This is a genomic window from Streptomyces sp. NBC_00038, assembly GCF_026343635.1.
Lineage (GTDB): Bacteria > Actinomycetota > Actinomycetes > Streptomycetales > Streptomycetaceae > Streptomyces.
In genome coordinates, this window is record NZ_JAPELQ010000001.1 from 2,885,859 (window position 1) to 2,910,070 (window position 24,212).

Genomic DNA, 24,212 nt, shown 5'->3' on the forward strand with positions numbered 1-24,212 from the left:
CCGGGACAGCGGCTCAGACCCGCCGTCAGGCGCTCGCGGCGCCGAGTTCGCGAACCGCTTCCGCGAAAGCGTCACCGCGCTTGTTGTAGTTGGCGAACATATCCATGGAGGCGCAAGCCGGCGCCAGCAGCACCGTGTCGCCCGCGTGAGCGAGCCCCCGCGCCTCCTGAACCGCCGCGAGCATCGCCCCAGTGTCGGTCCGGTCGAGGTCGACGACCGGTACTTCCGGCGCGTGTCGCGCGAGCGCTTCCCGGATGAGGGCCCGGTCGGCACCGATCAGCACGGCACCCCGAAGTCGCTTTGCCGACTTGGCGACCAGCTCGTCGAAGGTCGCGCCCTTGGCGAGCCCGCCCGCGATCCACACGATCGACTCGTACGCGGCCAAAGAGGCTTCCGCCGCATGGGTGTTGGTGGCCTTGGAGTCGTCGATGTACGCGACCCTGTCCACATCGGCGACGTGCGAGATGCGGTGGGCGTCCGGCCGGAAGGCCCGCAGACCGTCCCGTACGGCCGCGGCGGGCACCCCGAAGGCACGTGCCAGGGCCGCCGCCGCAAGGGCGTTGGCGATGTTGTGCGGGGCGGGCGGATTGACGTCCGACACCTCCGCGAGCTCCTGGGCGTTCTTCTGCCGGTTGTCGACAAAGGCGCGGTCGACCAGGATGCCGTCCACGACACCGAGTTGGGAGGGCCCAGGCGCGGCGAGGGTGAAGCCGATCGCCCGGCAGCCCTCCTCGACGTCCGCCTCGCGGACCAGGTCCTCGGTGGCCTTGTCGGCCGCGTTGTAGACGCAGGCGACCCGATTGCCTTCGTAGATACGGCCCTTGTCGGCGGCGTACGCCTCCATGGAGCCGTGCCAGTCGAGGTGGTCGGGCGCGAGGTTCAGTACGGCGGCGGAGTGGGCGCGCAGCGAGGGCGCCCAGTGCAGCTGGTAGCTGGACAGCTCCACGGCCAGGACGTCGTACGTCTCCTCGCCGAGGACCGCGTCGAGGAGCGAGACCCCGATGTTGCCGACGGCCGCCGTACGCAGCCCTGCCGCCTTCAGGATCGAGGCGAGCATCTGCACGGTGGTGGTCTTGCCGTTGGTGCCGGTGACGGCGAGCCATGGAGCCGCGTCCGGGCCCCTGAGCCGCCAGGCCAGCTCCACATCGCCCCAGACGGGGACGCCGGCCTCGGCGGCCGCGGCGAACAGCGGCTTGTCCGGCTTCCAGCCGGGTGTGGTGACGATGAGCTCGGTGCCTTCCGGCAGGGTGGCGCCGTCACCGAGGCGCACGGTGATGCCGAGCGCCTCCAGGTCCGCGGCCTGCGCCCGGGAGCGCTCGTCGTCGCCGTCGTTGACGACCGTGACGACCGCGCCGAGGCCGTGCAGCACACGGGCCGCCGGGATCCCGGAGACGCCGAGGCCGGCGACGGTGACGTGACTGCCCTGCCAGTTGGTCACTTCTTGGCTGCCCATCCTGCGTAGAAGAGGCCCAGACCCACGATCACGCACATGCCCTGGATGATCCAGAAGCGGACCACGACAAGGACTTCGGACCACCCCTTTAGTTCGAAGTGGTGCTGGAGTGGCGCCATTCGGAAGACTCGCTTGCCGGTCATCCGGAAGGAGCCGACCTGGATGACGACCGACATGGTGATCAGGACGAAGAGACCGCCGAGGAGCGCGACCAGGAACTCCGTGCGGGAGCAGATCGCGAGACCGGCGAGCGCGCCACCGAGGGCCAGCGAACCGGTGTCACCCATGAAGATCTTGGCCGGCGAGGTGTTCCACCACAGGAAGCCGAAGCAGGCGCCCATCAGGGCCGAGGCGACGACCGCGAGGTCCAGTGGATCTCGTACCTCGTAGCAGGCGGCCGGGTTGGTGAGGGTCTGCGCGTTGGCGCAGGACTCCTGGAACTGCCAGACACCGATGAAGGTGTAGGCGCCGAACACCATCGTCGCGGCGCCGGTGGCGAGGCCGTCCAGACCGTCCGTCAGGTTCACGCCGTTCGACATGGCCAGGATCATGAACAGCGCCCAGACCACGAACAGCACCGGGCCGATGGACCAGCCGAAGTCCTGCACGAAGGAGAGCTTCGTGGAGGCCGGGGTGTTGCCGCGGTTGTCCGCGAACTGCAGTGCCAGGACGGCGAAGCTGATGCCGACGATCAGCTGCCCGGCCATCTTCGCCTTGGCCCGCAGACCGAGCGAGCGCCGCTTGACGATCTTGATGTAGTCGTCCAGGAAGCCGACCAGGCCCATGCCCGCCATCAGGCCGAGCACCAGCAGACCCGAGAAGGTCGGCGCGTAGCCCGTGATCACCTTGGACATGAAGTACGCGATGATCGTCGCCAGGATGAAGGCGATACCACCCATCGTCGGCGTACCGCGCTTGGCGTGGTGCTCGCGCGGGCCGTCGTCGCGGATGTACTGGCCGTAGCCCTTGCGGGCCAGGAGCTTGATCAGCAGCGGGGTGCCGATCAGGGTCAGAAACATGCTGATGACTCCTGCGAACAGGATCTGCTTCATCATCGGGCGGCAACCTCACCCTCAACGCCGCTGTCGAGCAGCGCGAGCGCCACCCGTTCGAGCCCGACCGACCGGGACGCCTTCACGAGCACGACGTCCCCTGGGCGCAGTTCACTGCGCAACAGGTCGACAGCCGCCTGTGCGTCGGACACGTGCACCGACTCCTCACCCCACGAACCCTCGTTATATGCGCCCAGTTGGAGCCAGGACGCTTCCCTGCCCCCGACCGCGACGAGCTTGCTGACGTTGAGCCGGACGGCGAGCCGCCCGACCGCGTCGTGCTCGGCGAGCGCCTCGTCCCCGAGCTCGGCCATCTGACCGAGCACCGCCCACGTACGACGCCCTCTGCCCATGGCCGCGAGCGCGCGCAGGGCGGCTCGCATGGACTCGGGGTTCGCGTTGTAGGCGTCGTTGACGACCGTCACGCCGTCCGGGCGCTCGGTGACCTCCATCCGCCAGCGGGAGAGGGTGCCCGCCTCGGAGAGCGCACCTGCGATCTCGTCTGCGGACATGCCCAGCTCATGGGCGACGGCGGCCGCGGCGAGCGCGTTCGACACGTGGTGCTCACCGTACAGGCGCATGGTCACGTCACTGCACCCGGAGGGTGTGCGAAGGCTGAAGGAAGGCTGTCCACTCTCCGTGAGACGGACGTTCTCGGCGCGTACGTCCGCTTCGTCGGACTCTCCGAAGAGGATCACGCGCGCCTTCGTACGGGATGCCATGGCGCGTACGAGGGGATCGTCGGCGTTGAGGATCGCCGCGCCGTCCTCGGGAAGGCCCTCGACCAGCTCGCCCTTCGCCTGCGCGATCTGCTCGCGGCCGCCGAACTCCCCGATGTGGGCGGTGCCGACGTTGAGGACGAGACCGATGCGCGGCGGGGTGAGTTCCGTCAGGTACCGGATGTGGCCGATGCCGCGGGCGCCCATCTCCAGCACCAGGAACCTGGTCTGCTCGGTGGCGCTGAGCGCGGTGAGCGGCAGCCCGATCTCGTTGTTGAACGAGCCCGGTGTGAAGACCGTGGGTGCCTTGCTGCGCAGGACCTGCGCGATGAGGTCCTTGGTGCTGGTCTTGCCGGCCGAACCGGTCAGCGCCACGAGGGTCGCACCGAGCCGTTCGACGACATGGCGCGCGAGGGCGCCGAGGGCCGTCTGTACGTCCGCCACGACGATCGCGGGGACGCCGACGGGCCGGGAGGCCAGCACGGCGACCGCGCCCGCGTCGACGACCGCCCGGGCGAAGTCGTGGCCGTCCACGCGTTCGCCCACGAAGGCGGCGAACAGGCTGCCGTCCTTCACCTGTCGGGAGTCGATGACGACGGGTCCGGTGACCTGTACCGCCGGATCCGGTATGTCGTACGTCTGCCCGCCGACGACTGCTGCGATCTCGGCGAGGGAGAGGGCGATCACAAGTTCATCCCTGGGTCTTCTGGATAGCTTCGCGAAGCACCTGGCGGTCGTCGAAGGGACGCACCACCCCGGCGATGTCCTGGCCCTGCTCGTGGCCCTTGCCCGCGATCAGTACGGTGTCGCCGGGCCGCGCGCGGGCGACGGCGGCGGCGATGGCTGCGCCCCGGTCCTCGAAGACCTGGACCTCGCCGCGCTCGTGCTGCGGCACCTCGGCGGCGCCCGCGAGCATCGTGGCGAGGATCGCGAGGGGGTCCTCGGAGCGGGGGTTGTCGGAGGTCAGTACGGCGGTGTCGGCGAGCCGGGCGACGGCGGCACCCATGGGTTTGCGCTTGGTCTTGTCGCGGTCGCCGCCGCAGCCGAGCACCACGTGCAGCTGACCTGCCGTCACCTTGCGCAGCGCGCGCAGGACCGATTCGACGGCGTCCGTCTTGTGCGCGTAGTCGACGACGGCCAGATAGGGCTGGCCCGCGTCCACGCGCTCCAGGCGGCCCGGTACGCCCTGTACGGCGGCGATGCCGTCGGCGGCGGTCTGCGGGTCGAGTCCGGCCACGGCGAGGGAGACGAGCGCGGCGAGCGTGTTCGCCACGTTGAAGGGGCCCGCGAGCGGCGACCTGGCGGTGACCCGCTCGCCCTTGGGGCCGACGGCCGTGAACGTCGAGTCCATGGGGCCGACTTCGACGTCCTGGGCGCGCCAGTCGGCGTCGGGGTGCCCCTCGGCGGAGAAGGTGACGACGGGGACGGTGGCCTCCTTGGCCAGCCGGCGCCCGTACTCGTCGTCGAGGTTGATCACGCCCAGTTTGCTGCGTTTGGGCGTGAAGAGCTGCGCCTTGGCCCGGAAGTAGTCCTCCATGTCGGAGTGGAACTCCATGTGTTCCGGGCTGAGGTTGTTGAAGACGGCGATGTCGAAGATGCAGGCGTCGACCCGGCCGAGGACCAGCGCGTGGCTGGAGACCTCCATGGCGACCGCCTCGACGCCGCGCTCGCGCATGACCGCGAACAGCGCCTGGAGGTCGGTCGCTTCGGGCGTCGTGCGCTCCGACTTGATGCGCTCGTCGCCGATGCGCATCTCGACCGTGCCGATCAGGCCGGTGGAGCGGACCGTCTTCAGGCCGCCCTCGACGAGGTAGGCCGTGGTCGTCTTGCCGGAGGTACCCGTGATGCCGATCTGGAGCAGGTCGCGCCCGGGGTGGCCGTAGATCGTGGCCGCCAGCTCGCCCATCTGCCCGCGCGGGTCGTCCACGACGAGGACCGGCAGCCCGGTGGCCGCGGCGCGTTCGGCGCCCGTCGGGTCGGTCAGCACGGCGACGGCGCCGAGTCCGGCCGCCTGCGTCACGAAGTCGGCGCCGTGCAGGCGGGCACCGGGCAGCGCGGCGTACAGGTCGCCGGGGCGCACGGCGCGGGAGTCATGGGTGATGCCCGTGACCTCCACAGCGGTGCCCTGCGGCTTCTGGGCACCCAGCTGATCGGCGAGTTCCGCCAGGGGGGTGGCGGGGTTCTGAACCGGTCGTGGCGGCCCCGGATATGTCACAGGAACGCCCTTCTGGGTGGTTTGGGACTGATCAGCGTCTGGCACGGCGGTGAGCGTACCGGGCGCACCCCCGCCGGAGCGAAGTGAGGGCGTGGACGGGCCGTGCGGCGGGGTGTGCGGCACGGCGTGGTTCCCGGGATCGGGGGTGATCGTTGTCACGAGCGGTTCCTGGCTGTTTCCGTGCTGATCAGGGTGTGAAGGTCACGGGGAGATTCGCGGCCTTGGCCCCGGTGGGCGGTACCTGAAGAGTCTTCAGGGCGAACTCCATGACCTCCTTGTAGATGGGTCCACAGATCTGGCCGCCGAAGTAGCTGCCCTGGGTGGCGTTCTGGATCGCGCAGTAGACGGTGATCCGCGGGTTGTCGGCGGGTGCGAATCCGGCGAACGACGAGGTGTAGCCGTTGTACTTGCCGGTGGCCGGATCCACGCGGTTGGCCGTACCCGTCTTGCCCGCGACCCGGTAGCCGGGAATGCGCGCCTTGGTGCCGGTGCCCTGCTCGTCGTCCACGACGGACTCCAGCATCTGGGCGAGGGTCTTCGCCGTCTTCTCGCTGACGACCCTTGTCTTCTTGGGCTCGGGGGCGGGTGTGAAGCGGCCGTCGGCCCCTTCCGTACCGCGCACCAGCGTCGGCTCGACGCGTACGCCGCCGTTGGCGATCGTCGAGTAGACGGACGCCGCCTGCAGCGCGGTGAGCGACACGCCCTGGCCGAAAGGAATCGTGTACTGCTGCGAGGTCGACCAGTCTTCGGGGGGCGCGAGGATGCCCTTGGTCTCGCCGGGGAAGTCAAGGCCGGTGTAGCTGCCGATGCCGAACTTGCGCAGATACGAGTAGAGGACCTTGTTGGCCTCCGTCTGCGTCTTGCCGAGCTGGCCGACCGCCAGGATGGTGCCGATGTTGCTGGACTTGGCGAGCACTCCGTTGAGCGTCAGGTTCCAGGTCGGGTGGTCGATGTCGTCCTGGAAGAGCCGGTCGCCGCGCTGCAGCCGGTTGGGGACGACCACATGCGTCGCGGGCGTGGCGACGTTCTCCTCCAGCACGGCGGCCATCGACATGACCTTGGCGGTGGAGCCGGGCTCGTACGCGTCCTGGACGGCCCCGTTGCCCAGGGCCGCCGGGTCGGCCTGGGAGAGGTCGTTCGGGTCGAAGCCGGGCGAGTTGGCCATCGCGAGGATCTCGCCGGTCTGCGTGTCCTGCACTATCACGTACCCGCTGTCCGCCTTCGACTCCTTCACCTGCTCGGTGATGGCGTTCTGCGCGGCCCACTGGATGTCGCGGTCGATGGTCAGCTCGAAGTCGGAGCCGGCCACGGCGGGTGTCTCGGTGGAGCCGACGGTGGGCACCTGAAGGCCCCCGGACTGCGCGTACCGGATCTCGCCGTCCTTGCCGGCCAGTTCCTTGTTCAGCTCCTGTTCGAGCCCGCCGCCGCCCTTGCCGTCGGCGTTGACCCAGCCCAGTATCCCGGCGGCGAGATCCCCGTTCGGGTACACACGCTTGCTGGCGGGGACCGCGACGATGCCCGCGAGGACGTTGACCGTGCTCGGGTCGGTCTCGGCCTTGACCGCGAGCGTGCTCCTCAGGTCCTTGATCTGCTTCCAGACCTGAGGGGTCTGACGGTTCGCGAGCAGGGTGTAGCGCGTGTTCTTCGTCTTCAGTTTCTTGGTGACCGTCTCCGCGTCCTGGCCGAGGATCGGGGCGAGCAGCGCCGCGGCCTGCTCGGGCGCGTCCGGCGTCTTCGTGGCCTTCTGCGTGAACATCGTGGGGTCGGCCGTGATGTCGTAAGCGTCCACGCTGGTCGCCAGCTCTACGCCGTTGCGGTCCGTGATCCCGCCGCGTTCGGCGGCCAGCGTGCGCCCGACGTACCGGTTCTGCTCGGCCTTGGCGACATACGTGCTCGCGTCCACGGCCTGCACCTGGAGCAGCCGCACTACGAAGGCGATCATCACCAGGGTCAGCGCGAGACTGACCATGCGGAGCCGGGGGCGTGGGCTGCCGAGCCTGATGACACGGGGGCCGGCCGGCCTCGGCGCGCCCGGGCGGCGCGCGGGGCGGGCGCCGGGGCCCGGACGCCGCTGGCCCGAGGGTCGTACGGGCCTGGCGGGGCCGGGCACTCGGCGGCGCGGCGGTTCCCTGTCGGACACTTCCGTCACCTGCCGGGAATCGTGGAGGGCTGTGCGGACGGGGTGGCCGCCGACGGCTGCGCCAAGGAGGCGGCCGTGGACGGCGTCGGGGTGGGGGTCGGCGTCGGGGGCGCGGTCGGCGTCGGGCTCGGCGCGGGGGCGAGGACCTCGGGCGGGCGCACCACCGGGTTACGTGCGGCGGACTGCTGGGCGGCCGCTCCCGGGACGCCCTTGACGGTGCCGTCCGGGTTGAGGAAGGCCGGGTCGCCGCCGGGGACCATGCCCAGTTCGCGGGCTCGGCGCTGGAGAGCGTCGGGGGCGGCGTAGGCGTCCACGTCCCGCTGGAGCGCCTGCTCCTCGTCGGTCAGACTCTTGGTGTCCTTCTGCAGGTCGTCGAGCTGGAACGACCCTGCGCTGAGGGCGGAGTTCAGCACGAGGAGCCCGATGAGGCCGCCGCCGAGCAGGAGCACGACCAGTAGGACGAAGGGGGTACGGGCGGCCGTCCCGGCACCGGCCGGGAGAAGCCGGGCGAGCCTGGCGGCCCGCCCTCTCAGTTCGGGTTTCCTGCTCACGCGCCCTCCCTGCGGGTTCGGTTTCCCGGCTCACGGCCGCGCCGCGAGTTCGAATCTCCCACCCATGTCACCTCGCGGGTCGGGATCCCCAACTCGCTCCGCTCCGTGAGTTCGGATGTCCTACCCGGACGCCGACAACGCGTCTGGATCCCCAACCCACTCGGTCCCGTGAGTTTGGATGCCGCACCGAGTCGCGGCCCGCGAGTTGGGATGTCCCACTCCCTCGACCCCGCGAGTTCGGGTTTCCGACTCACTCGTCCTCCCTCTCCCCGCACCTCACTCGGCTTCCTCGCGGATGCGCTGCGCCCCCCGCAGCCGGGCGGGAGCCGCTCGCCGGTTCTCCGCGACCTCTTCCTCGGTGGGAAGTTCGGCACCGCGCGTGAGTAGCTTGAGCCGGGGCTGGTAGCGCTCGGGCACGACCGGCAGTCCGGGCGGCGCCGTGTTGGCGGCGCCGGCCGCGAACACCTGCTTGACCAGCCGGTCTTCCAGCGAGTGGTACGACAGGACGGCGATCCGGCCGCCGACGGCGAGCGCTTTCACCGCCGCGGGGATCGCCTGCTCCAGAACGCTGAGTTCGCCGTTGACCTCGATGCGCAGCGCCTGGAAGGTGCGCTTGGCGGGGTTACCGCCGGTCCGCTTGGCCGCCTGGGGAAGCGAGTCGCGGATCAGCTCGACGAGGCGCGCGCTGTTGCTGAAGGGTTCCTTCCCCCGTTCACGCACGACCGCCGACACGATCCGCTTGGCCTGCTTCTCCTCGCCGTACGCCCGCAGGATCCGCACCAGTTCGCCTGGCGGGTAGGTGTTGAGCACCTCGGCGGCGCTCATGCCGGTCGTCTGGTCCATGCGCATGTCGAGCGGAGCGTCCTGCGCGTACGCGAACCCGCGGTCGGTCTCGTCGAGTTGCATGGAGGAGACGCCCAGGTCGAACAGGATGCCCTGGACGCGCGGGATGCCCAGGCGGTCGAGTACGTCGGGGAGTTCGTCGTAGACGGCGTGCACGAGGGTCGCACGGTCTCCGAAGGGGGCGAGCCGCTCTCCGGAGAGGCGCAGCGCCTCCTTGTCGCGGTCCAGTGCCACGAGACGGGCTTCGGGGAACTGGGTGAGGAGCGCTTCGCTGTGGCCGCCGAGTCCCAGGGTGCAGTCGACGACGACGGCTCCGGGCCCGGTGAGTGCCGGGGCCAACATGTCCAGGCACCGCTGGAGCATCACCGGGACGTGTCGACTCTGGCTCAAGGGGCCCTCTCAGATCCGGCGCGGCGGCACGCACCGCCGGGTCCCCGCCCGCTCGAGAAGGGGAGGCCGCTGGCGCCGGGAGAGTGGCGTCAGCCGACCGGGAGCGGGAGGAGGCCGAGCCGTACGTACGCACCGCGCACGCGGGGAAACGCCGGAAAATCGCCGGGTCTCCGGGGAAAACAGTCCAGCAGGGAGAGCCTCGCCTCCCGCTTCGCGTCACTTTAGTCCACGGTGTCTCGCGGTCAATCAACCGGCATGCGCGTCGTGAGTCCCGCTCCCGATGAAGCCGTGAATCGGAAAGAACAACCCATACGGGCGAGCCGACACCGCCCGTGTGGGTTACCTCACAACAAGCCACGATGACGTTCTTTGTCCCCTCTCACCGCAGGACCACTTCATATGTGACCAGTACCGTCATAGGTATGACGACCTCCGCATCCGTTCCCACCGAGCCCGAAGGCGCCATATCCAGCGACGGCACGGTGACCGACCGTCTGGTCGACGCGAACCAGCAGTACGCCGCCGCCTTCACCGATCCGGGGATGGACGCCCGTCCCGTCCTGCACGTCGCGGTGGTCGCGTGCATGGACGCCCGGCTCGACCTGCACGCCGCGCTCGGCCTGGAGCTGGGCGACTGTCACACGATCCGCAACGCGGGCGGAGTCGTCACCGACGACGTGATCCGCTCCCTCACGATCAGCCAGCGGGCGCTCGGCACCCGCAGCGTGGTCCTCATCCACCACACCGGCTGCGGTCTGGAGTCCCTCACCGAGGACTTCCGGCACGATCTGGAGATGGAGGTCGGTCAGCGCCCCGCCTGGGCGGTCGAGGCCTTCCGCGACGTCGAACAGGACGTACGGCAGTCGATGCAGCGCGTGCGCACCTCTCCGTTCCTCCTGCACGCCGACGACGTACGCGGCTTCGTCTTCGACGTCACTACGGGTCTGCTGCGCGAGATCGACCCGGTCTGACAATCTTCATCGAGCCTTCACGGTGGCTTTCTGGGCCTCGTGGGAGCCTCTGTTCACTAAAAATCATGAACCAGGGACGACTAAAAGACCGCAAGGCAGACATATCGCGGCCAGTTATCCACAGGCGGATGACACGAACCGGTAACGGCAACAAGAATGCGGGTGTGGCGTCACGCGGAACTTTTCCCGCTTGGTGTCCGTGTTTTGGGGTGGGCCGGTCCGCACAGGGCGTCGGCCCGAGAAAGGGCCGAGGAGGGCCGGGTGACGACCTATGACGATCGAGCGAGCCTTACAGATCTGACCGCCACTGTGGAGCGTGTCCGCAGTTCGGTGGAAGGAGTGATCGAAGGCAAGCCTGAGGTCGTACGGCTTTCGCTGACCGTGCTGCTCGCCGAGGGTCATCTTCTGATCGAGGATGTCCCTGGCGTCGGCAAGACCATGCTCGCCAAGGCGCTGGCACGGTCCATCGACTGTTCGGTGCGGCGTATTCAGTTCACTCCCGACCTGCTGCCCTCGGACATCACAGGTGTGTCCATCTGGGACCAGCAGCGCCGGGACTTCGAGTTCAAGCCGGGCGCGATCTTCGCTCAGATCGTGATCGGCGACGAGATCAACCGGGCCTCGCCCAAGACACAGTCCGCACTCCTGGAGTCGATGGAGGAGCGCCAGGTCACCATCGACGGGACGACCTACGAACTGCCCAGCCCCTTCATGGTGGTGGCCACCCAGAACCCGGTCGAGATGGAGGGCACCTACCCGCTTCCGGAGGCCCAGCGCGACCGCTTCATGGCCCGTGTCTCCATCGGCTATCCCAGCGCGGAGGCCGAGCTGCAGATGCTGGACATCCATGGCGGGGTGAATCCGCTGGACGACCTCCAGCCGGTGGCGCACGCGCACGAGATCGTGAAGCTGATCGACGCGGTCCGCTCGGTCCACGTCGCCGACGCCGTCCGGCGGTACGCGGTGGAGCTGGTCGGGGCCACGCGCACGCACCCCGATCTCAGACTCGGCGCCTCACCGCGTGCCACCTTGCATCTGCTGCGCGCGGCGAAGGCGTCCGCAGCACTGAGCGGCCGGGACTACGCGTTGCCGGACGACGTCCAGGCACTCGCCGTGGCGGTCCTGGCCCACCGTCTGCTGCCCACGGCACAGGCACAGCTGAACCGGCGCACGGCCGAGCAGGTCGTCCAGGAGATCCTGCAGCGCATCCCCGTTCCCGCCGCGCCCCAGCAGCAGTCCGGCTTCACGGTGGGCCGCGGTGCCACCGCCTACGGCCAGCAGCCGCCCCGGAGGCTTGGATGACGCAAGGAGGGACGGGGTACACCGCCGAGGAGGACAAGGGCGGGCTGCGCACAGCGCTCGCCGGGCTCACCACGCGGGGCCGCTCCTTCCTGGCCGCCGGAGTCGCGGCCGCGATCTGCGCGTACGTCCTGGGGCAGAGCGATCTGCTCCGGGTCGGCCTGCTCCTGGCGGTGCTGCCGCTGGTGTGCGCGACCGTGCTGTACCGCACCCGTTACCGGGTCGCGGGCAGCCGCAGGCTCGCCCCCGCGCGCGTGCCCGCCGGTTCCGAGGCGCGGGTCCATCTGCGCATGGATAATGTCTCGCGGCTGCCCACCGGACTGCTGATGCTCCAGGACCGGGTGCCGTACGTGCTCGGCCCGCGGCCCCGGTTCGTCCTGGACCGGGTGGAGGCGGGTGGCCGCCGCGAGGTGTCCTACCGGGTGCGCTCGGACCTGCGCGGCCGCTATCCGCTGGGCCCGCTGCAACTGCGGCTCACGGACCCCTTCGGGATGTGCGAGCTGACGCGCTCCTTCTCGACGTACGACACCCTGACGGTCATCCCGCGCGTGGAGGCGCTGCCGCCGGTGCGGCTGACCGGTGAGGCGAAGGGGTACGGCGACGGGCGGCAGCGCTCGCTGGCGCTGGCGGGCGAGGACGACATAATCCCGCGCGGTTACCGCTACGGCGACGATCTGCGCCGGGTGCACTGGCGCCTGACCGCGCGCTACGGCGAGTTGATGGTCCGCCGCGAGGAGCAGCCGCAGCGTTCCCGCTGCACGGTGCTGCTCGACACCCGGGGCATCGCGTTCGAGGGCGCGGGTCCGGATTCGGCCTTCGAGTGGGCGGTTTCGGGCGCGGCGTCGTCGCTGGTCCACATGCTCGAACGGGGTTTCTCGGTACGGCTGTTGACCGACACCGGCAGTTCGGTGCCCGGCGAGGGCGCGGACGGTTTCGCGGGCGCGAGCCAGGAGTCGGCGGACGCGGCCGGGATGATGATGGACACCCTCGCCGTCGTCGACCACTCGGACGGCACGGGTCTGTCTCGTGCGTACGACGTGCTGCGCGGCGGGAACGAAGGGCTGCTGATCGCCTTCCTCGGCGATCTGGACGAGGAACAGGCGACGGTGCTCGCCAAGATGCGCCAGCGCAGCGGCGGGGCCGTCGCCTTCCTGCTGGACAGTGAGGCATGGATGCGGGAACCGGCCGATGTCCCCGGGCCGTTGGACAAGAGCGAGGATCAACTGCGCATGCTGCGCGAGGCGGGCTGGACGGCTGTGAGGGTGCCACGGGGGGCGGGGATCGCCGACCTGTGGCGTGAGGCGGACAGGCAGCGCACGGGCGTCGCGTCGACGGGAAGTACGGCGGGGGGTGGTGGCTCATGAGCGGGCGGGCGCGATTGGCGCTGTTCGCGGCGGCGGCCACTCTCATGGCCTCGTGTGCTCTGCTGCCGCTGGTGGATCCGGCGACCTGGCTCTTCCAGGCGGCGTTCCTGCTGGCGATCCAGTCCGGTGCGGGCGCGCTGACCCGGCGGGTTCCGCTGGCCCGGCCGCTGACCGTGGCGGTGCAGGCGCTGGTGACGTTGATGCTGCTGACGCTGGTCTTCGCGCGGCAGCAGGCCTTCCTCGGGATCATCCCGGGGCCCGAGGCCTTCAACCAGTTCGGGGTGCTGCTGCAGGCGGGCGGGGACGACGTCGGACGGTTCGCGATTCCGGCGCCGCTGTCCGACGGCATCCGGCTGATGCTGGTCGGCGGTGTCCTGGTGATCGGGCTCGCGGTGGACGCGCTGGCGGTGACGTTCCGCAGCGCGGCTCCCGCGGGACTCCCGCTGCTCGCGCTGTACTCGGTCGCCGCGGGGCTTTCCGGGGGCGGTGCCGCATGGCTGTGGTTCCTGCTCGCGGCCGCCGGCTATCTGATGCTGCTGCTGGCCGAGGGCCGCGACCGGCTCTCGCAGTGGGGCCGCGTCTTCGGCGGGGCGGCGACCCGCACGCCGGGCCCCGAACCTTCGAGCGGCGCCGTCGCACCCGTGCGCACCGGGCGGCGCATCGGCGCGGTGGCGCTGGGCATCGCTCTGGTGGTGCCGCTCGCCCTGCCCTCGCTCGACGGCGGTCTGCTGGACGGTGCGGGGACGGGCGTGGGCTCGGGTTCCGGAGGCGGTGGCACGATCTCCGCGGTGAACCCGCTGGTCTCGCTCCGCGACAGTCTGAACGTGGACGAGGACCGCGAGGTCATGTCGTACCGCACCAACACCGACGACACCCAGGACATGTATCTGCGGATCGTCTCCCTGGACGACTTCGACGGCACGGCCTGGAAGCCGGCCCAGCGGCACATCATCGACGTGCCTGACACGTTCCCGACGCCGAACGGTCTCGGGAGCGGCGTCCAGCGGACCGCGATCCAGACCCGTGTCTCGGCGGCCGACTGGTACGCGCAGGACTGGCTCCCCATGCCCTATCCGGCCACCCAGGTGGACATCGACGGCAGCTGGCGGTACGAGCCGGTGGGGCGCACCCTCGTCGGGGACCACGGCCAGAACACGCGAGGTGTGCAGTACGAGGTCACGAGCCTGCTCGTGCAGCCGACCGCGGAGCAGCTCGCGACCGCGCCTGAACCGGATCCGGCTCTGAAGCGCGAGTTCACCCAGGTGCCGGATTCGCTGCCCTCGGTGGTGGCGGACACCGCGCGCGAGGTCACCGCGGGCTCGGCCAACCACTACGAGCAGGCGGTCAAGCTCCAGGACTACTTCGCCGTGAGCGGCGGATTCACGTACGACACGGAGGTGCAGGTCGGCAGCGGTTCTGCCGCGATCGCGCGCTTCCTGAAGGACAAGGAGGGCTTCTGCGTCCACTTCTCCTTCGCGATGGCGGCGATGGCCCGCACGCTGGGGATACCGGCCCGCGTGGCGGTGGGCTTCACGCCCGGTTCCGCGCAGCCCGACGGTTCGATGACGGTGGGGCTGCGGGACGCGCACGCCTGGCCCGAGCTGTACTTCGAGGGGGTGGGCTGGACGCGCTTCGAGCCGACCCCGAACCGGGGCTCGGTTCCGGACTACACCCAGCCGGAGACGTCCGGCACCGATCTGCCGGCCGCGCCTCAGCCGACGCAGTCGGCGTCCGATGCGCCGGCCGCCTCGGCGTCGGCGAGCGAGAGCTGCACGGCGCAGGAGAAGAAGCTCGAGGCGTGCGCAAGCGAGTCCGCGCTGGCCGCGGTGGGCTCCGACGACGGCGGTATGCCGTGGCTCCAGATCCTGGGGCTGGCCCTGGCCGGACTCCTGGTCCTGGGGGTGCCGTTGCTGCCGATGCTGTGGCGCATGCGGATACGGGCCGTGCGGCTCGGCGCGCACGGGCGCACCGACGCGGATGCGGCGGTGTACACGCTGAGTGCCTGGCTGGAAGTGACCGATACGGCGTGGGACTACGGAATCGAGCCGGACGACTCGCAGACGCCTCGCAAGGCTGCCGCGCGGATCGTCCGTCTCGGGCTCCTCGAACCGACGGCGGCGGACGCGGTGCACCGGGTGGCGGCGGCTGTGGAGCAGGTGCTCTACGCTCCGCATCCCCGTCCGACGGCGGGCCTCGCCGAGGACGCCCGTCAGATCGCGGACGGCTTCCGCACCTTGGCGAGCCGTCCGGCCCGTCTCCGTGCACTGCTGGCTCCCCGCTCAGCCATCCGGGTGGTGTGGGCGGCGTCGGACCACTGGACGGCTCTGGCTGCCCGCCTGGCGGCCCGGCGAGAGACCTTGCTGCGGCGGCCTTCGGGACAGAACGGCTGACGACCCGTGCGTTGTGTGCGGCCCTTGCCCTGAATGAGGGCGAGGGCCGCACAGGCATCGGCACCGGGCGTACCTGTTGCGGAGCAGCCCTGCGTTGGGGCTGGGTCGGGGGTGGGTCGCGTAGCCCGGCGCTGTACGGGGTGCCGCTCTTTTGGGACGGGCGCCGCCCCTAGCGGCACGCATGCCCACAGCTACGACAGACGGGTGGGTGGGCTGCCGGCCCTCGCGGCACGCATGCCCACAGCTGGGCCTCGACTGCCGCAACGCGCGGTTCAGGGCGTGCGTGAGGGGGTGTCCACCGGACTTGGTGGACACCCCCTCAGGCGATGTCATTGACCGCGGCGCTCGGGGGCTATTGGCCACCCTGGTCGTCGCGACGACGCTGCCAGCGTTGTTCGATGCGGTCCATCATGGAGCGGCGCTGTCGGCCTTGGCTGCGGGCGGCCGGCGCGCCTGGCGCGGTCGGCTGTTCACCCGGCTTGGGGGCTTTGCGCCAACCGGTGACGGCAAGCACCGCGCAGCCCAGCATGACGAGGAATCCCACCACGCTTAGCCAGATCTGCACGGCGACCATTCCGGCCATGAGGAGCGCGATACCCACCAGGAAGCCCGCGACCGCCTGGTAGACCCGTCGCCGGGTATACGTACGCAGCCCGCTTCCCTCAAGCGCTGTCGCGAACTTGGGATCTTCGGCGTACAGCGCTCGCTCCATCTGCTCGAGCATTCGCTGCTCGTGCTCCGAGAGCGGCACGGAGTCCTCCTCATCGTGCAGTCGCCGGGGCGACCGGGGGTCCCCTTCAGGATAGGCAGGGAATCGCCCCCGTGAAACCCGCCCCTCTGCGCCAATTAGCCAACCGGAACCCGCCATGACAGCCGAATCCACTGAGGCGTGCATTCCCCAGCGAACGGCCCGTCATGCCGAACGGTCTCCCTCGATCATACGGCGCCGAGCGCCCGATCGGGGGGCCTGTGGCGTACTCCATCTGCAGCCCAGCCCCTGATCAGCGGCGCACCACGGGAGGCGGCTCAGCGCTCACCGGCCCCCTGCGTCTCACCGAGCACATGAAGCTGCGTCGCCACGGAGTGGAACGCGGCGAGTTCGGCGGCTGCCGCCTCCAGCTTCAGCAGGGCTTCCAGGGCCCCGGGCTCGGTGTCCACGAGGACGCCGGGGACCAGGTCCGCGAAGACCCGCACCCCGTGTACGGCGGCGACCTTCAGGCCTGCTCCCTCGACCAGCGCGGTGAGCTGTTCGGCGGTGAAACGGTGGGGTACGGGATCACCCTCGCCCCAGCGTCCGTCCGGGTCGTCGAGCGCCTGCCTGGCCTCCGTGAAGTGCCCGGCGAGGGCGCGGGCCAGCACGGCTCCGCCCAGGCCCGCGGCGAGGAGACTGAGGACACCTTCGGGGCGCAGCGCGTCCACCACGTTGCGGACGCCGTTGGCCGGGTCGTCCACGTACTCCAGGACTCCGTGGCAGAGCACCGCGTCGTAGCCACCGCGCTCGACGACGTCGAAGAGGCCGTGTGCGTCGCCCTGGACGCCGTGCACACGGTCGGCGACTCCGGCCTCGGCGGCCCGGCGCTCCAGCGCGAACAGCGCGTTCGGGCTGGGGTCGACGACGGTGACGCGGTGGCCGAGGCGGGCCACGGGCACCGCGAAGTTGCCGCTGCCGCCTCCGGTGTCGAGGACGTCCAGGGCATCCCGCCCCGTGGCCTTGACCCGGCGGTCCAGGGCGTCCTTGAGGACCTCCCAGACCACGGCGGTACGGAGAGAAGCGCGGGGGCGCATCGGGTCCGACACGGCAGTTGACTCCTCGGCGCGGCACCGCCTCTTGCACGGCGGAGCGATCGGGGGGCCTCCCGGGCCCTCTTGCGGGGCGGAAGGCTTCAGGCGCTTCCACCCTAATGGGCAGCGCAGCGAGTCATTACCGACCGCTCCGGAGTCACAGGGTGGATGCGGTGGACCGTGCGGCTCGCCCGAGGAAGCGGCGGTTCGCGGCCGCCGTGCCGGTCAGCCCGCGTCCGGGACTTGCCGGTCTCCGTCCTGCCGGGGCTGGGGCAGCACGGGCTGCAGCACCAGCATCCGCTCGACGAGGCGCAGGAACATCGCCACGTCGCGTATCAGGTCGTCGGCGTCGCGGCTGCCGGCCGCGCCCTGTATGCCCGCCTCGGCGCGGGCACGGCGGGTCGCTCCGGCGGCGAACAGCGCGCTCCACTCGGCGAGTTCGGGCGCGATTTCGGGGAGCACTTCCCAGGCGCTCCGGATGCGTGCCCTGCGTCGAGCGCTGGGTTCCGGGCGTCCCCGCGCGGCGAGGACGGCCGCGGCGGTGCGCAGGGCGGCCAAGTGGGCCGTCGCATAGCGCTCGTTGGGTGTGTCGAGGGCGGTCGCCTCGTCGAGTCCGGCGTGGGCCTGTGCGAGGAGTTCGAGGGCGGCGGGCGGGGCCGTGGTCCGGCGGAGCACGGGGTGCACGTCGCTCGCCGGGCCGGTCAGTGAGGGGGCAGGGCCGGTGGCGCGGCGCCGGTGGGAGGCGGCTGCGGATGAGTTGGCCATGACGAACCTCCTGTCGTCTGTGTGACGGCTCTGTGGCCGTATGTGTCCATCGTGAGGTATGCCACTGACAATCCGTCCTGACCTGGGCTTTTGCTTCGATCGAAGGTTCGAGCTAGTTTTTGCACTGACCAGTCAGTTCAAAAACCGGCGATGCCGGTTCCGGCTCGAAGAGGGGGAACTGTGGGCGAGCACCATGGAGTCGCCGTCAGCGCCGAGGGGTTCGGGCTCAAGGGCCCGCGCGGCTGGGCCTTCCGCGGCATCGGCATCGCCGCGGAGCCCGGCTCGCTGATCGCTGTCGAGGGACCGTCAGGTTCCGGCAGGACCTGCCTGCTGCTCGCGCTCAGTGGGCGGATGAAGCCGACCGAGGGGCAGGCCACGGTCGGCTCCTTCCGGCTGCCCAAGCAGATGTCCGCGGTGCGCCGGATCAGCGCTCCGGCCCATGTCCCGGGCGTCACCGACCTGGATCCGGCTCTGACCGTCGGGGAGCATCTGCTGGAACGGGCGCTGCTGCAACGGCGCTTCGGCGGTTCACTGCGGGGGCTGCTGCGGCCCCGCAGGGACCGGGTGACCGAGGCGAAACTGCGGATCGACACCGCGCTGACGGCCGCCGGACTCGACCGGGAGACGCTGCCCAAGGGTTCCCGGACGTCCGTACGCGACCTGGAGCGCCTGGAGGCGCTGCGGCTGTCCGTCGCGCTGGCTCTCATCGGACGTCCGCGCCTGCTCGCCGTCGACGACCTCGACCTCAAGCTGTCCGACGCCGAACGGGTCGAGGCATGGGTCTTGTTGAGGTCGCTCGCCGAGTCCGGCACCACGGTCGTCGCGGTGTGCAGCGAGGCCCCCAAGGACGCCGTCGTCGTGTCCACCGAGCCCAAGGCCGAGCCGGAAACCGCAGCCGAGCAGCAACACGGCGACGAGCACGCCGAGAACACCGACAACCACGAGAACGACAACAAGGAGACGGCCGATGCGTTCGCCGAAACTGGCCTCGCTTGAGCTCAGGCGCTTCGGCAGGGGCAAGCTCCCGCGCGCCGCGCTGGCCGCGCTCCTGCTGCTGCCCCTGCTCTACGGCGCCCTCTACTTGTGGTCGTTCTGGGACCCGTACAGCCGTCTCGACCGCATCCCCGTGGCGCTGGTGAACGCCGACAAGGGGGCGACCGCCGCGGGCAAGAAGGTCATGGCCGGCGACGACATCATTAAGGGGCTGCGCGACAGCGACACCTTCGAGTGGCACGAGGTGAGCGCGGCGGAGGCCCGGACGGGCGTCGAGGACGGCACGTACTACCTGTCGCTGACCATGCCGGGCGACTTCAGCGAGCGGATCGCCTCCAGCTCCGGGGAGTCGCCGGAGACGGGCGCCCTCCAGGTGCGTACGAACGACGCGAACAACTACATCGTCGGGCAGATCTCCCGGACGGTGTTCAGCGAGGTGCGCTCGGCCGCGTCCACGAAGACCTCCCGGTCCTTCCTCGACAAGATCTACGTCTCCTTCTCGGACATCCACGGGGAGACCGAGAAGGCCGCCAAGGGGGCCGACAAGCTGGAGAGCGGGATCGGCACGGCCGAGAAAGGGGCCGAGGATCTCGCGGACGGGCTGAAGGACGCCAAGAAGGGCAGCGGGAAGCTCTCCACGGGCCTGAAGAAGCTCAACACGGGCGCGGGTGACCTGGAGGACGGTTCGCGGCAGGTCGCGGACGGCACGCAGACCCTGGCCGACAAGGTCAACGGGGTCGCTGACGAGGTGGGCCCCTTCCTCAAGGACAACGAGAAGTCGATCGGCGACACGGCCCAGCTGGTCGCCGACGCCGCCTCGGGGATCCGCGCCAACCTCGGCACCCTGGTGAAGACGGCCCCGGCCGCCGCCAAGGGCGCGCACACCGCCTCCGCCGCGCTGAACACGGTCTACGAGGCACGCTGCGAGACCCTGCCGGTCCCCGACGCCGCGTGCCCCGACCTGAAGAAGGCCAAGCAGGCGGCCGCGGACGTGGCCACGGTCGCCGACGACGTGAACACACTGATCGCGGACCAAGACGGCGATCTAGACAAGCTCGACAAGAATCTGGCCATGCTCCAGAAGCAGGCCCAGGCGCTCGCCGACCGCTCGCCGAACCTCTCCGAGGACCTCGCCGACGCCGTCTCCAGGATCAACGACCTGAACGAGGGCGCCGGGAAGGTCGCCGACGGGGCGAAGACGCTGCACTCGGGACTCGGTACGGCCAAGACCGGTGCGGCGGACCTCGACACGGGCGTGGGGAAGCTGAAGACGGGCGCGAACGACCTCGACGCCGGCCTGTACAAGCTCGCCGACGGCTCCGGGACGCTCGCCGACGGACTGCACGACGGCGCCGACCAGATCCCCGACTACGACAAGGAGGACCGCGACCAGCGCACCGACGTCATGTCGGACCCGGTGCGGCTCGCCTCGCAGGACCTCCACAAGGCGCCCAACTACGGCACCGGTTTCGCCCCGTACTTCATCCCGCTGTCCCTGTGGGTGGGCGCGATGGTGGCGTACATGCTGATCCAGCCGCTCAACCGGCGCGCGCTCGCGGCGGGCGCCTCGGCCTGGCGCATCGCACTGGCGGGCTGGCTGCCGGTGGCCGCCATAGGCGTGCTGCAGACGGCGGCCCTGATGTCCGTGCTGCACTGGGCGATCGGCCTGCAGATGGCGCACGCGGCCGGGACGGTGGGCTTCCTGTTCCTGGTGACCGCGTGCTTCGCGGCGATCGTGCAATGGCTGAACGCACGCTTCGGAGCGGCGGGCCGGATCCTCGTCCTCGCCTTCCTGATGCTCCAGCTGACCTCGGCCGGCGGCACGTACCCCGTCCAGACCAGTCCGGACTTCTTCAACGCGATCCACCCCTTCCTGCCGATGAGTTACGTGGTCGACGCCCTCAGGAGGCTCATTACGGGAGGCGGCCTCGGGCCGGTCTGGCAGGCGTGTGCCGTCCTGGCGGCCTTCACCGCGGGCGCACTGGCTCTCACCGCCCTGTCCGCGCGCCGCAAGCAGGTGTGGACGCTCGACCGGCTGCACCCGGAGCTGAGCCTGTGACCGCGCACGGGACCGCTCCTGTGACAATCAGGGTCATGGAAAGCAGCAACACCACGGCAGGCGGCGGCAGCCGCCGCGAGGCGACCCGGCAGAAGCTCTACGAGGCGGCCGTCACCCTGATCGCCGAACAGGGCTTCTCCGCCACCACGGTGGACGAGATCGCCGAGCGGGCCGGGGTCGCGAAGGGCACGGTCTACTACAACTTCGCGAGCAAATCCGTCCTCTTCGAAGAGCTGCTTCGGCACGGCGTCGGCCTCCTCACCGCCTCCCTCCGGGAGGCTGCCGAGAAGACCGCCCGGGACGGCGGCAGCAAGGTCGACGCGCTGGACGCGATGATCCGGGCCGGGCTCGTCTTCATCGACCGCTATCCGGCCTTCACGCAGCTCTACGTGGCGGAGCTGTGGCGCACCAACCGGGCCTGGCAGTCCACGCTCATGGTGGTCCGGCAGCAGGCGGTCGCGGTCGTGGAGGGCGTCCTGCGCGACGGCGTGGCGAACGGCGAGCTCAGCGACGAGATCGACATCCCGCTGACGGCTTCCGCGCTGGTCGGCATGGTCCTGGTGGCCGCCCTGGACTGGCAGGCCTTCCAGCCCGAGCGCTCCCTGGACGACGTCCACGCGGCCCTCTCACGGCTGCTCCAGGGGCGTGTGAGCGGCAACCGCTAGCGACCGGCAAACGAGCGCGCACACGAAAGCGCCGGTCCGATGTGGCCGCGTCCCCCGCGGGCCAGTCGAACCGGCGCTTCGCCGTGCTCCCCCGTGCTCCCCCCGATCCCCCGTTGGGCCCCGTCCGGTCATCCCCGGGCCCCCGTGCCTCGCTCCCGCCGACGAATCGGCGGAAGGAGCGGCCAAGGGCGCGAGAACCGTTCCGCCGCCCCGTGTCGGCGGTACCGGAGCCGCGCCCCTTTCCGTGTCTCCACTCTCCCGTTCACGCAGGTCGGGCCCATCCGCGCGCGTACTCATCTCACTGGCTAGGTACGAATACTCAGCCGTACGCACTCAGGCCCAGGACGCACCGTTGCCGACTGGTTACGATCGCCCCCGTGTCCGTACTCCCCCTGGTCTTCACCAGCGGCTGGGCCAGCGGCATCAACGCGTACGCGGTGGTGCTGCTCCTCGGCATCTTCGGCGCGACCGGCCTGAGCGACGAGGTCCCGGAATCGCTTCAGCGCCCTGAGATCCTCGTCACAGCCGGCGTTCTCTTCCTCTGTGAGGCGGTCGCCGACAAGATCCCGTACGTGGATTCGCTGTGGGACTCGGTGCACACCGTGATCCGGCCCGTGTCCGGCGCGGTGGTCGCGGCGCTGCTCGCCGGGCAGAGCGGTTCGCTCTCCGATCTGGCGGCCGGGGCCATCGGCGGTTCGACGGCGCTGGCGAGCCACACCGTCAAGGCCGGCACGCGCATGGCGATCAACACCTCGCCCGAGCCGTTCAGCAACATCCTCATGAGCACCGCCGAGGACCTCGGGGTGGCCGGGATCCTCACCTTCGCGATGTTCCATCCGGAGGCCGCGGCGATCATCGCGGGCGTTCTGCTGATCTCCGGCCTTGTGGTGCTCTACTTCCTGGTCTCGCGGATCAGACGGTTCCTGCGCCGCAGGGCCCAGCGCCGGGAGGAGAGACGGCTGGCGGCACGGGTGGCCGAGCCACCAGGCTGATCCCTGCGCGAAAGGGCCGGGGCGGGACTGTCAGTGGCGGCCGATAAAGTCCCTGGCATGGCACGAATTGCGGTGATGGGCGCCGGGATGGGCGCGATGGCGGCCGCCGCCCGGCTGGCCGTCGCGGGCCACCGGGTGGTGGTGTACGAGCGCACGGCGACGTACGGCGGAGCGGTGCGCCGCTTCGAGCGCGACGGCTTCGCGTTCGACACGGGTCCGGGGCTCCTTGCGCTGCCCGCGGTCTACCGCGATCTGTTCCTCAAGACGGGCAAGGAGCCGCTGGAGGCGTGCGTCGAGCTGGTCCAGGTGGACCCTTCGTCGCGGCACGTCTTCGCGGACGGCACGGACGTCTCCTTGCCGAACGCGTCCCGCGCGGGTGTCGTCACCGCGCTGACGGAGGCGCTCGGCGCGGGCGCGGGCGAGCGGTGGGGTGACTTCCTGGTGCGGGCGCGCGAGGCCTGGGACCGCACGCGCAGGCCGCTCCTGGAGGAGCCGCTGTGGCCCAACTGGTCGGTGCTCGCCGAGCGCGACCCCTACCCCGCGGTGCCTCACAAGCGGCTGCTGCGCACCCGGCGGGCCGGCACCCTCGCCGAGGTCGGCGCCTGGGAGCTGCGCGACCCGCGCCTGACGGCCCTCCTGGAGAGCCACGCCCTCGCCTGCGGGCTCGACCCGCGCGTCGCCCCGGCGAGCGCCGCCGTACTGCCGTACATGGAGCACGCCTTCGGCACCTGGTATGTCCGCGGCGGCGTACGGGAGTTGGCGCGCGCGGTGTACGAGCGGTGTCTCGCGCGGAAGGTCGAGTTCGTCTTCGGCGCCGAGGTCAAGGGGATCGTCGAGAAGGACGGCAGGGCAGCGGGGGTCGAGTTGCGGGACGGGACCGTGGCCGAGGCGGACACGGTCGTCGGCACCGGGCCCTGGCGACTGAGCGGCATGAGCCGTCCCGAGTTGTACGTGGGGGACGACGTGGAGCCGAACCCGGAGGCCCTCTTCTCCGGCAAGGTCGTGGTCTGTCTCGCGCTGCGCGGCGCGCGTGAGGCGGGCGCCGCGCACCGCACGGTCGTCCACACCACCGACCGGGAGCCGGAACTCGACCTCTTCGGACTCGGTACACCGCCCGAGCGGCCGACCGTGTGGGTCGACCGGCCGGACGACCCGCGGCTGCGCCCGGACGACGCGCACGAGTCCGTGGTGCTCACGGCGACGGTGCCGTCCCAGGTCCATCACGACTGGACGGCGGCCGGAGCGGCGGACGCCTTCGCGGACCGCATGGTCGCCGCCGCCGAGCGGGCCGTTCCCGGGCTGGGTGAACGGGTGCTGTGGCGCGAGGTGCGCACTCCCGTGCACACGGAGGAGGAGACGGGCGCGCAGGGCGGCGGCATACCGGCGCCTTCGCTGGCGGGCGCGGCAGGGACCCTGCTGCATCCCGCGAACGGCACCCGCCTGCCAGGCCTGTTCGCGGCCGGCGGCTGGGCCCACCCCGGTGGCGGTCTGCCGCACGCGGGCATGTCGGGCGCGCTGGTGGCCGGACTGATCGTGGAAGGACCGGAGTTCCGGGGCTCGCAGTGACCC

The 24,212-nt window shown here is 70.7% G+C and carries 19 protein-coding genes; 9 read left to right on the top strand and 10 right to left on the bottom strand.

From position 1 onward, the window contains the following. Positions 1–25: 25 nt before the first annotated feature. From murD to rsmH, 7 genes are all read right to left on the bottom strand, one after another. Entirely contained in the window at positions 26–1,453 is a 1,428-nt protein-coding gene (murD, locus tag OG219_RS13270) for a UDP-N-acetylmuramoyl-L-alanine--D-glutamate ligase (RefSeq protein WP_266826147.1), read from the bottom strand. Further along, on the bottom strand, positions 1,435–2,508 hold the full coding sequence (gene mraY, locus OG219_RS13275; RefSeq protein ID WP_266826149.1) for a phospho-N-acetylmuramoyl-pentapeptide-transferase: 1,074 nt from the start codon (positions 2,506–2,508) through the stop codon (positions 1,435–1,437). The genes murD and mraY overlap by 19 nt, the downstream gene beginning before the upstream one ends. Further along, positions 2,505–3,911 (bottom strand): UDP-N-acetylmuramoyl-tripeptide--D-alanyl-D-alanine ligase, encoded by a 1,407-nt coding sequence (gene murF / locus OG219_RS13280; RefSeq protein WP_266826151.1) that lies wholly within the window; start codon positions 3,909–3,911, stop codon positions 2,505–2,507. The genes mraY and murF overlap by 4 nt, the downstream gene beginning before the upstream one ends. A gap of 4 nt (positions 3,912–3,915) precedes the next feature. Beyond that, positions 3,916–5,439, bottom strand: coding sequence for a UDP-N-acetylmuramoyl-L-alanyl-D-glutamate--2,6-diaminopimelate ligase (locus OG219_RS13285; RefSeq protein WP_266836084.1), 1,524 nt, complete (start codon positions 5,437–5,439; stop codon positions 3,916–3,918). Between the two features lie 187 nt (positions 5,440–5,626). After that, positions 5,627–7,579, bottom strand: coding sequence for a penicillin-binding protein 2 (locus tag OG219_RS13290; protein ID WP_323183273.1), 1,953 nt, complete (start codon positions 7,577–7,579; stop codon positions 5,627–5,629). Between the two features lie 5 nt (positions 7,580–7,584). After that, a complete protein-coding gene (locus OG219_RS13295; protein WP_266826155.1) occupies positions 7,585–8,130 on the bottom strand; it encodes a septum formation initiator family protein in 546 nt (181 codons plus the stop codon). Between the two features lie 276 nt (positions 8,131–8,406). Continuing rightward, positions 8,407–9,363 (bottom strand): 16S rRNA (cytosine(1402)-N(4))-methyltransferase RsmH, encoded by a 957-nt coding sequence (rsmH, locus tag OG219_RS13300; RefSeq protein WP_266826157.1) that lies wholly within the window; start codon positions 9,361–9,363, stop codon positions 8,407–8,409. 422 nt (positions 9,364–9,785) lie between these two features. Between rsmH and OG219_RS13305 the strand changes: the two genes are divergently transcribed. The 4 genes from OG219_RS13305 to OG219_RS13320 all read left to right on the top strand — a co-directional run bounded on the left by OG219_RS13305 (position 9,786) and on the right by OG219_RS13320 (position 15,387). After that, a complete protein-coding gene (locus tag OG219_RS13305; protein WP_266826159.1) occupies positions 9,786–10,334 on the top strand; it encodes a carbonic anhydrase in 549 nt (182 codons plus the stop codon). Positions 10,335–10,595: 261 nt separating this feature from the next. After that, positions 10,596–11,636 (top strand): MoxR family ATPase, encoded by a 1,041-nt coding sequence (locus OG219_RS13310; RefSeq protein WP_266826161.1) that lies wholly within the window; start codon positions 10,596–10,598, stop codon positions 11,634–11,636. Beyond that, positions 11,633–12,997, top strand: a complete 1,365-nt coding sequence (locus OG219_RS13315) for a DUF58 domain-containing protein (RefSeq protein ID WP_266826163.1) — start codon at positions 11,633–11,635, stop codon at positions 12,995–12,997. Before OG219_RS13310 ends, OG219_RS13315 begins: the two co-directional genes overlap by 4 nt. Continuing rightward, entirely contained in the window at positions 12,994–15,387 is a 2,394-nt protein-coding gene (locus OG219_RS13320) for a DUF3488 and transglutaminase-like domain-containing protein (protein WP_266826165.1), read from the top strand. Before OG219_RS13315 ends, OG219_RS13320 begins: the two co-directional genes overlap by 4 nt. 352 nt (positions 15,388–15,739) lie before the next feature. Here the strand turns inward: OG219_RS13320 and OG219_RS13325 are convergent, their stop codons facing one another. The 3 genes from OG219_RS13325 to OG219_RS13335 all read right to left on the bottom strand — a co-directional run bounded on the left by OG219_RS13325 (position 15,740) and on the right by OG219_RS13335 (position 17,934). Continuing rightward, positions 15,740–16,138 carry a DUF3040 domain-containing protein gene (locus OG219_RS13325; RefSeq protein WP_266465234.1) on the bottom strand — a complete coding sequence of 133 codons (399 nt, stop codon included), beginning with the start codon at positions 16,136–16,138 and terminating at the stop codon, positions 15,740–15,742. A 275-nt stretch (positions 16,139–16,413) separates the two neighbouring features. Further along, complete coding sequence (locus OG219_RS13330) at positions 16,414–17,184, bottom strand: methyltransferase (protein ID WP_266826167.1); 771 nt, start codon at positions 17,182–17,184, stop codon at positions 16,414–16,416. A 210-nt stretch (positions 17,185–17,394) separates the two neighbouring features. Continuing rightward, positions 17,395–17,934, bottom strand: coding sequence for an SAV_6107 family HEPN domain-containing protein (locus OG219_RS13335; RefSeq protein WP_266826169.1), 540 nt, complete (start codon positions 17,932–17,934; stop codon positions 17,395–17,397). 150 nt (positions 17,935–18,084) lie between these two features. Between OG219_RS13335 and OG219_RS13340 the strand changes: the two genes are divergently transcribed. From OG219_RS13340 to OG219_RS13360, 5 genes are all read left to right on the top strand, one after another. Next, on the top strand, positions 18,085–18,930 hold the full coding sequence (locus OG219_RS13340; protein WP_266826171.1) for an ATP-binding cassette domain-containing protein: 846 nt from the start codon (positions 18,085–18,087) through the stop codon (positions 18,928–18,930). Then, positions 18,902–20,986 (top strand): YhgE/Pip domain-containing protein, encoded by a 2,085-nt coding sequence (locus OG219_RS13345; RefSeq protein ID WP_266826173.1) that lies wholly within the window; start codon positions 18,902–18,904, stop codon positions 20,984–20,986. The genes OG219_RS13340 and OG219_RS13345 overlap by 29 nt, the downstream gene beginning before the upstream one ends. 35 nt (positions 20,987–21,021) lie before the next feature. Next, on the top strand, positions 21,022–21,651 hold the full coding sequence (locus tag OG219_RS13350; protein ID WP_266826175.1) for a TetR/AcrR family transcriptional regulator: 630 nt from the start codon (positions 21,022–21,024) through the stop codon (positions 21,649–21,651). Positions 21,652–22,028: 377 nt separating this feature from the next. Then, entirely contained in the window at positions 22,029–22,643 is a 615-nt protein-coding gene (locus OG219_RS13355; RefSeq protein ID WP_266826177.1) for a DUF4126 domain-containing protein, read from the top strand. Positions 22,644–22,700: 57 nt separating this feature from the next. Continuing rightward, positions 22,701–24,209, top strand: coding sequence for an NAD(P)/FAD-dependent oxidoreductase (locus OG219_RS13360; RefSeq protein ID WP_266826179.1), 1,509 nt, complete (start codon positions 22,701–22,703; stop codon positions 24,207–24,209). Positions 24,210–24,212: the final 3 nt, after the last annotated feature.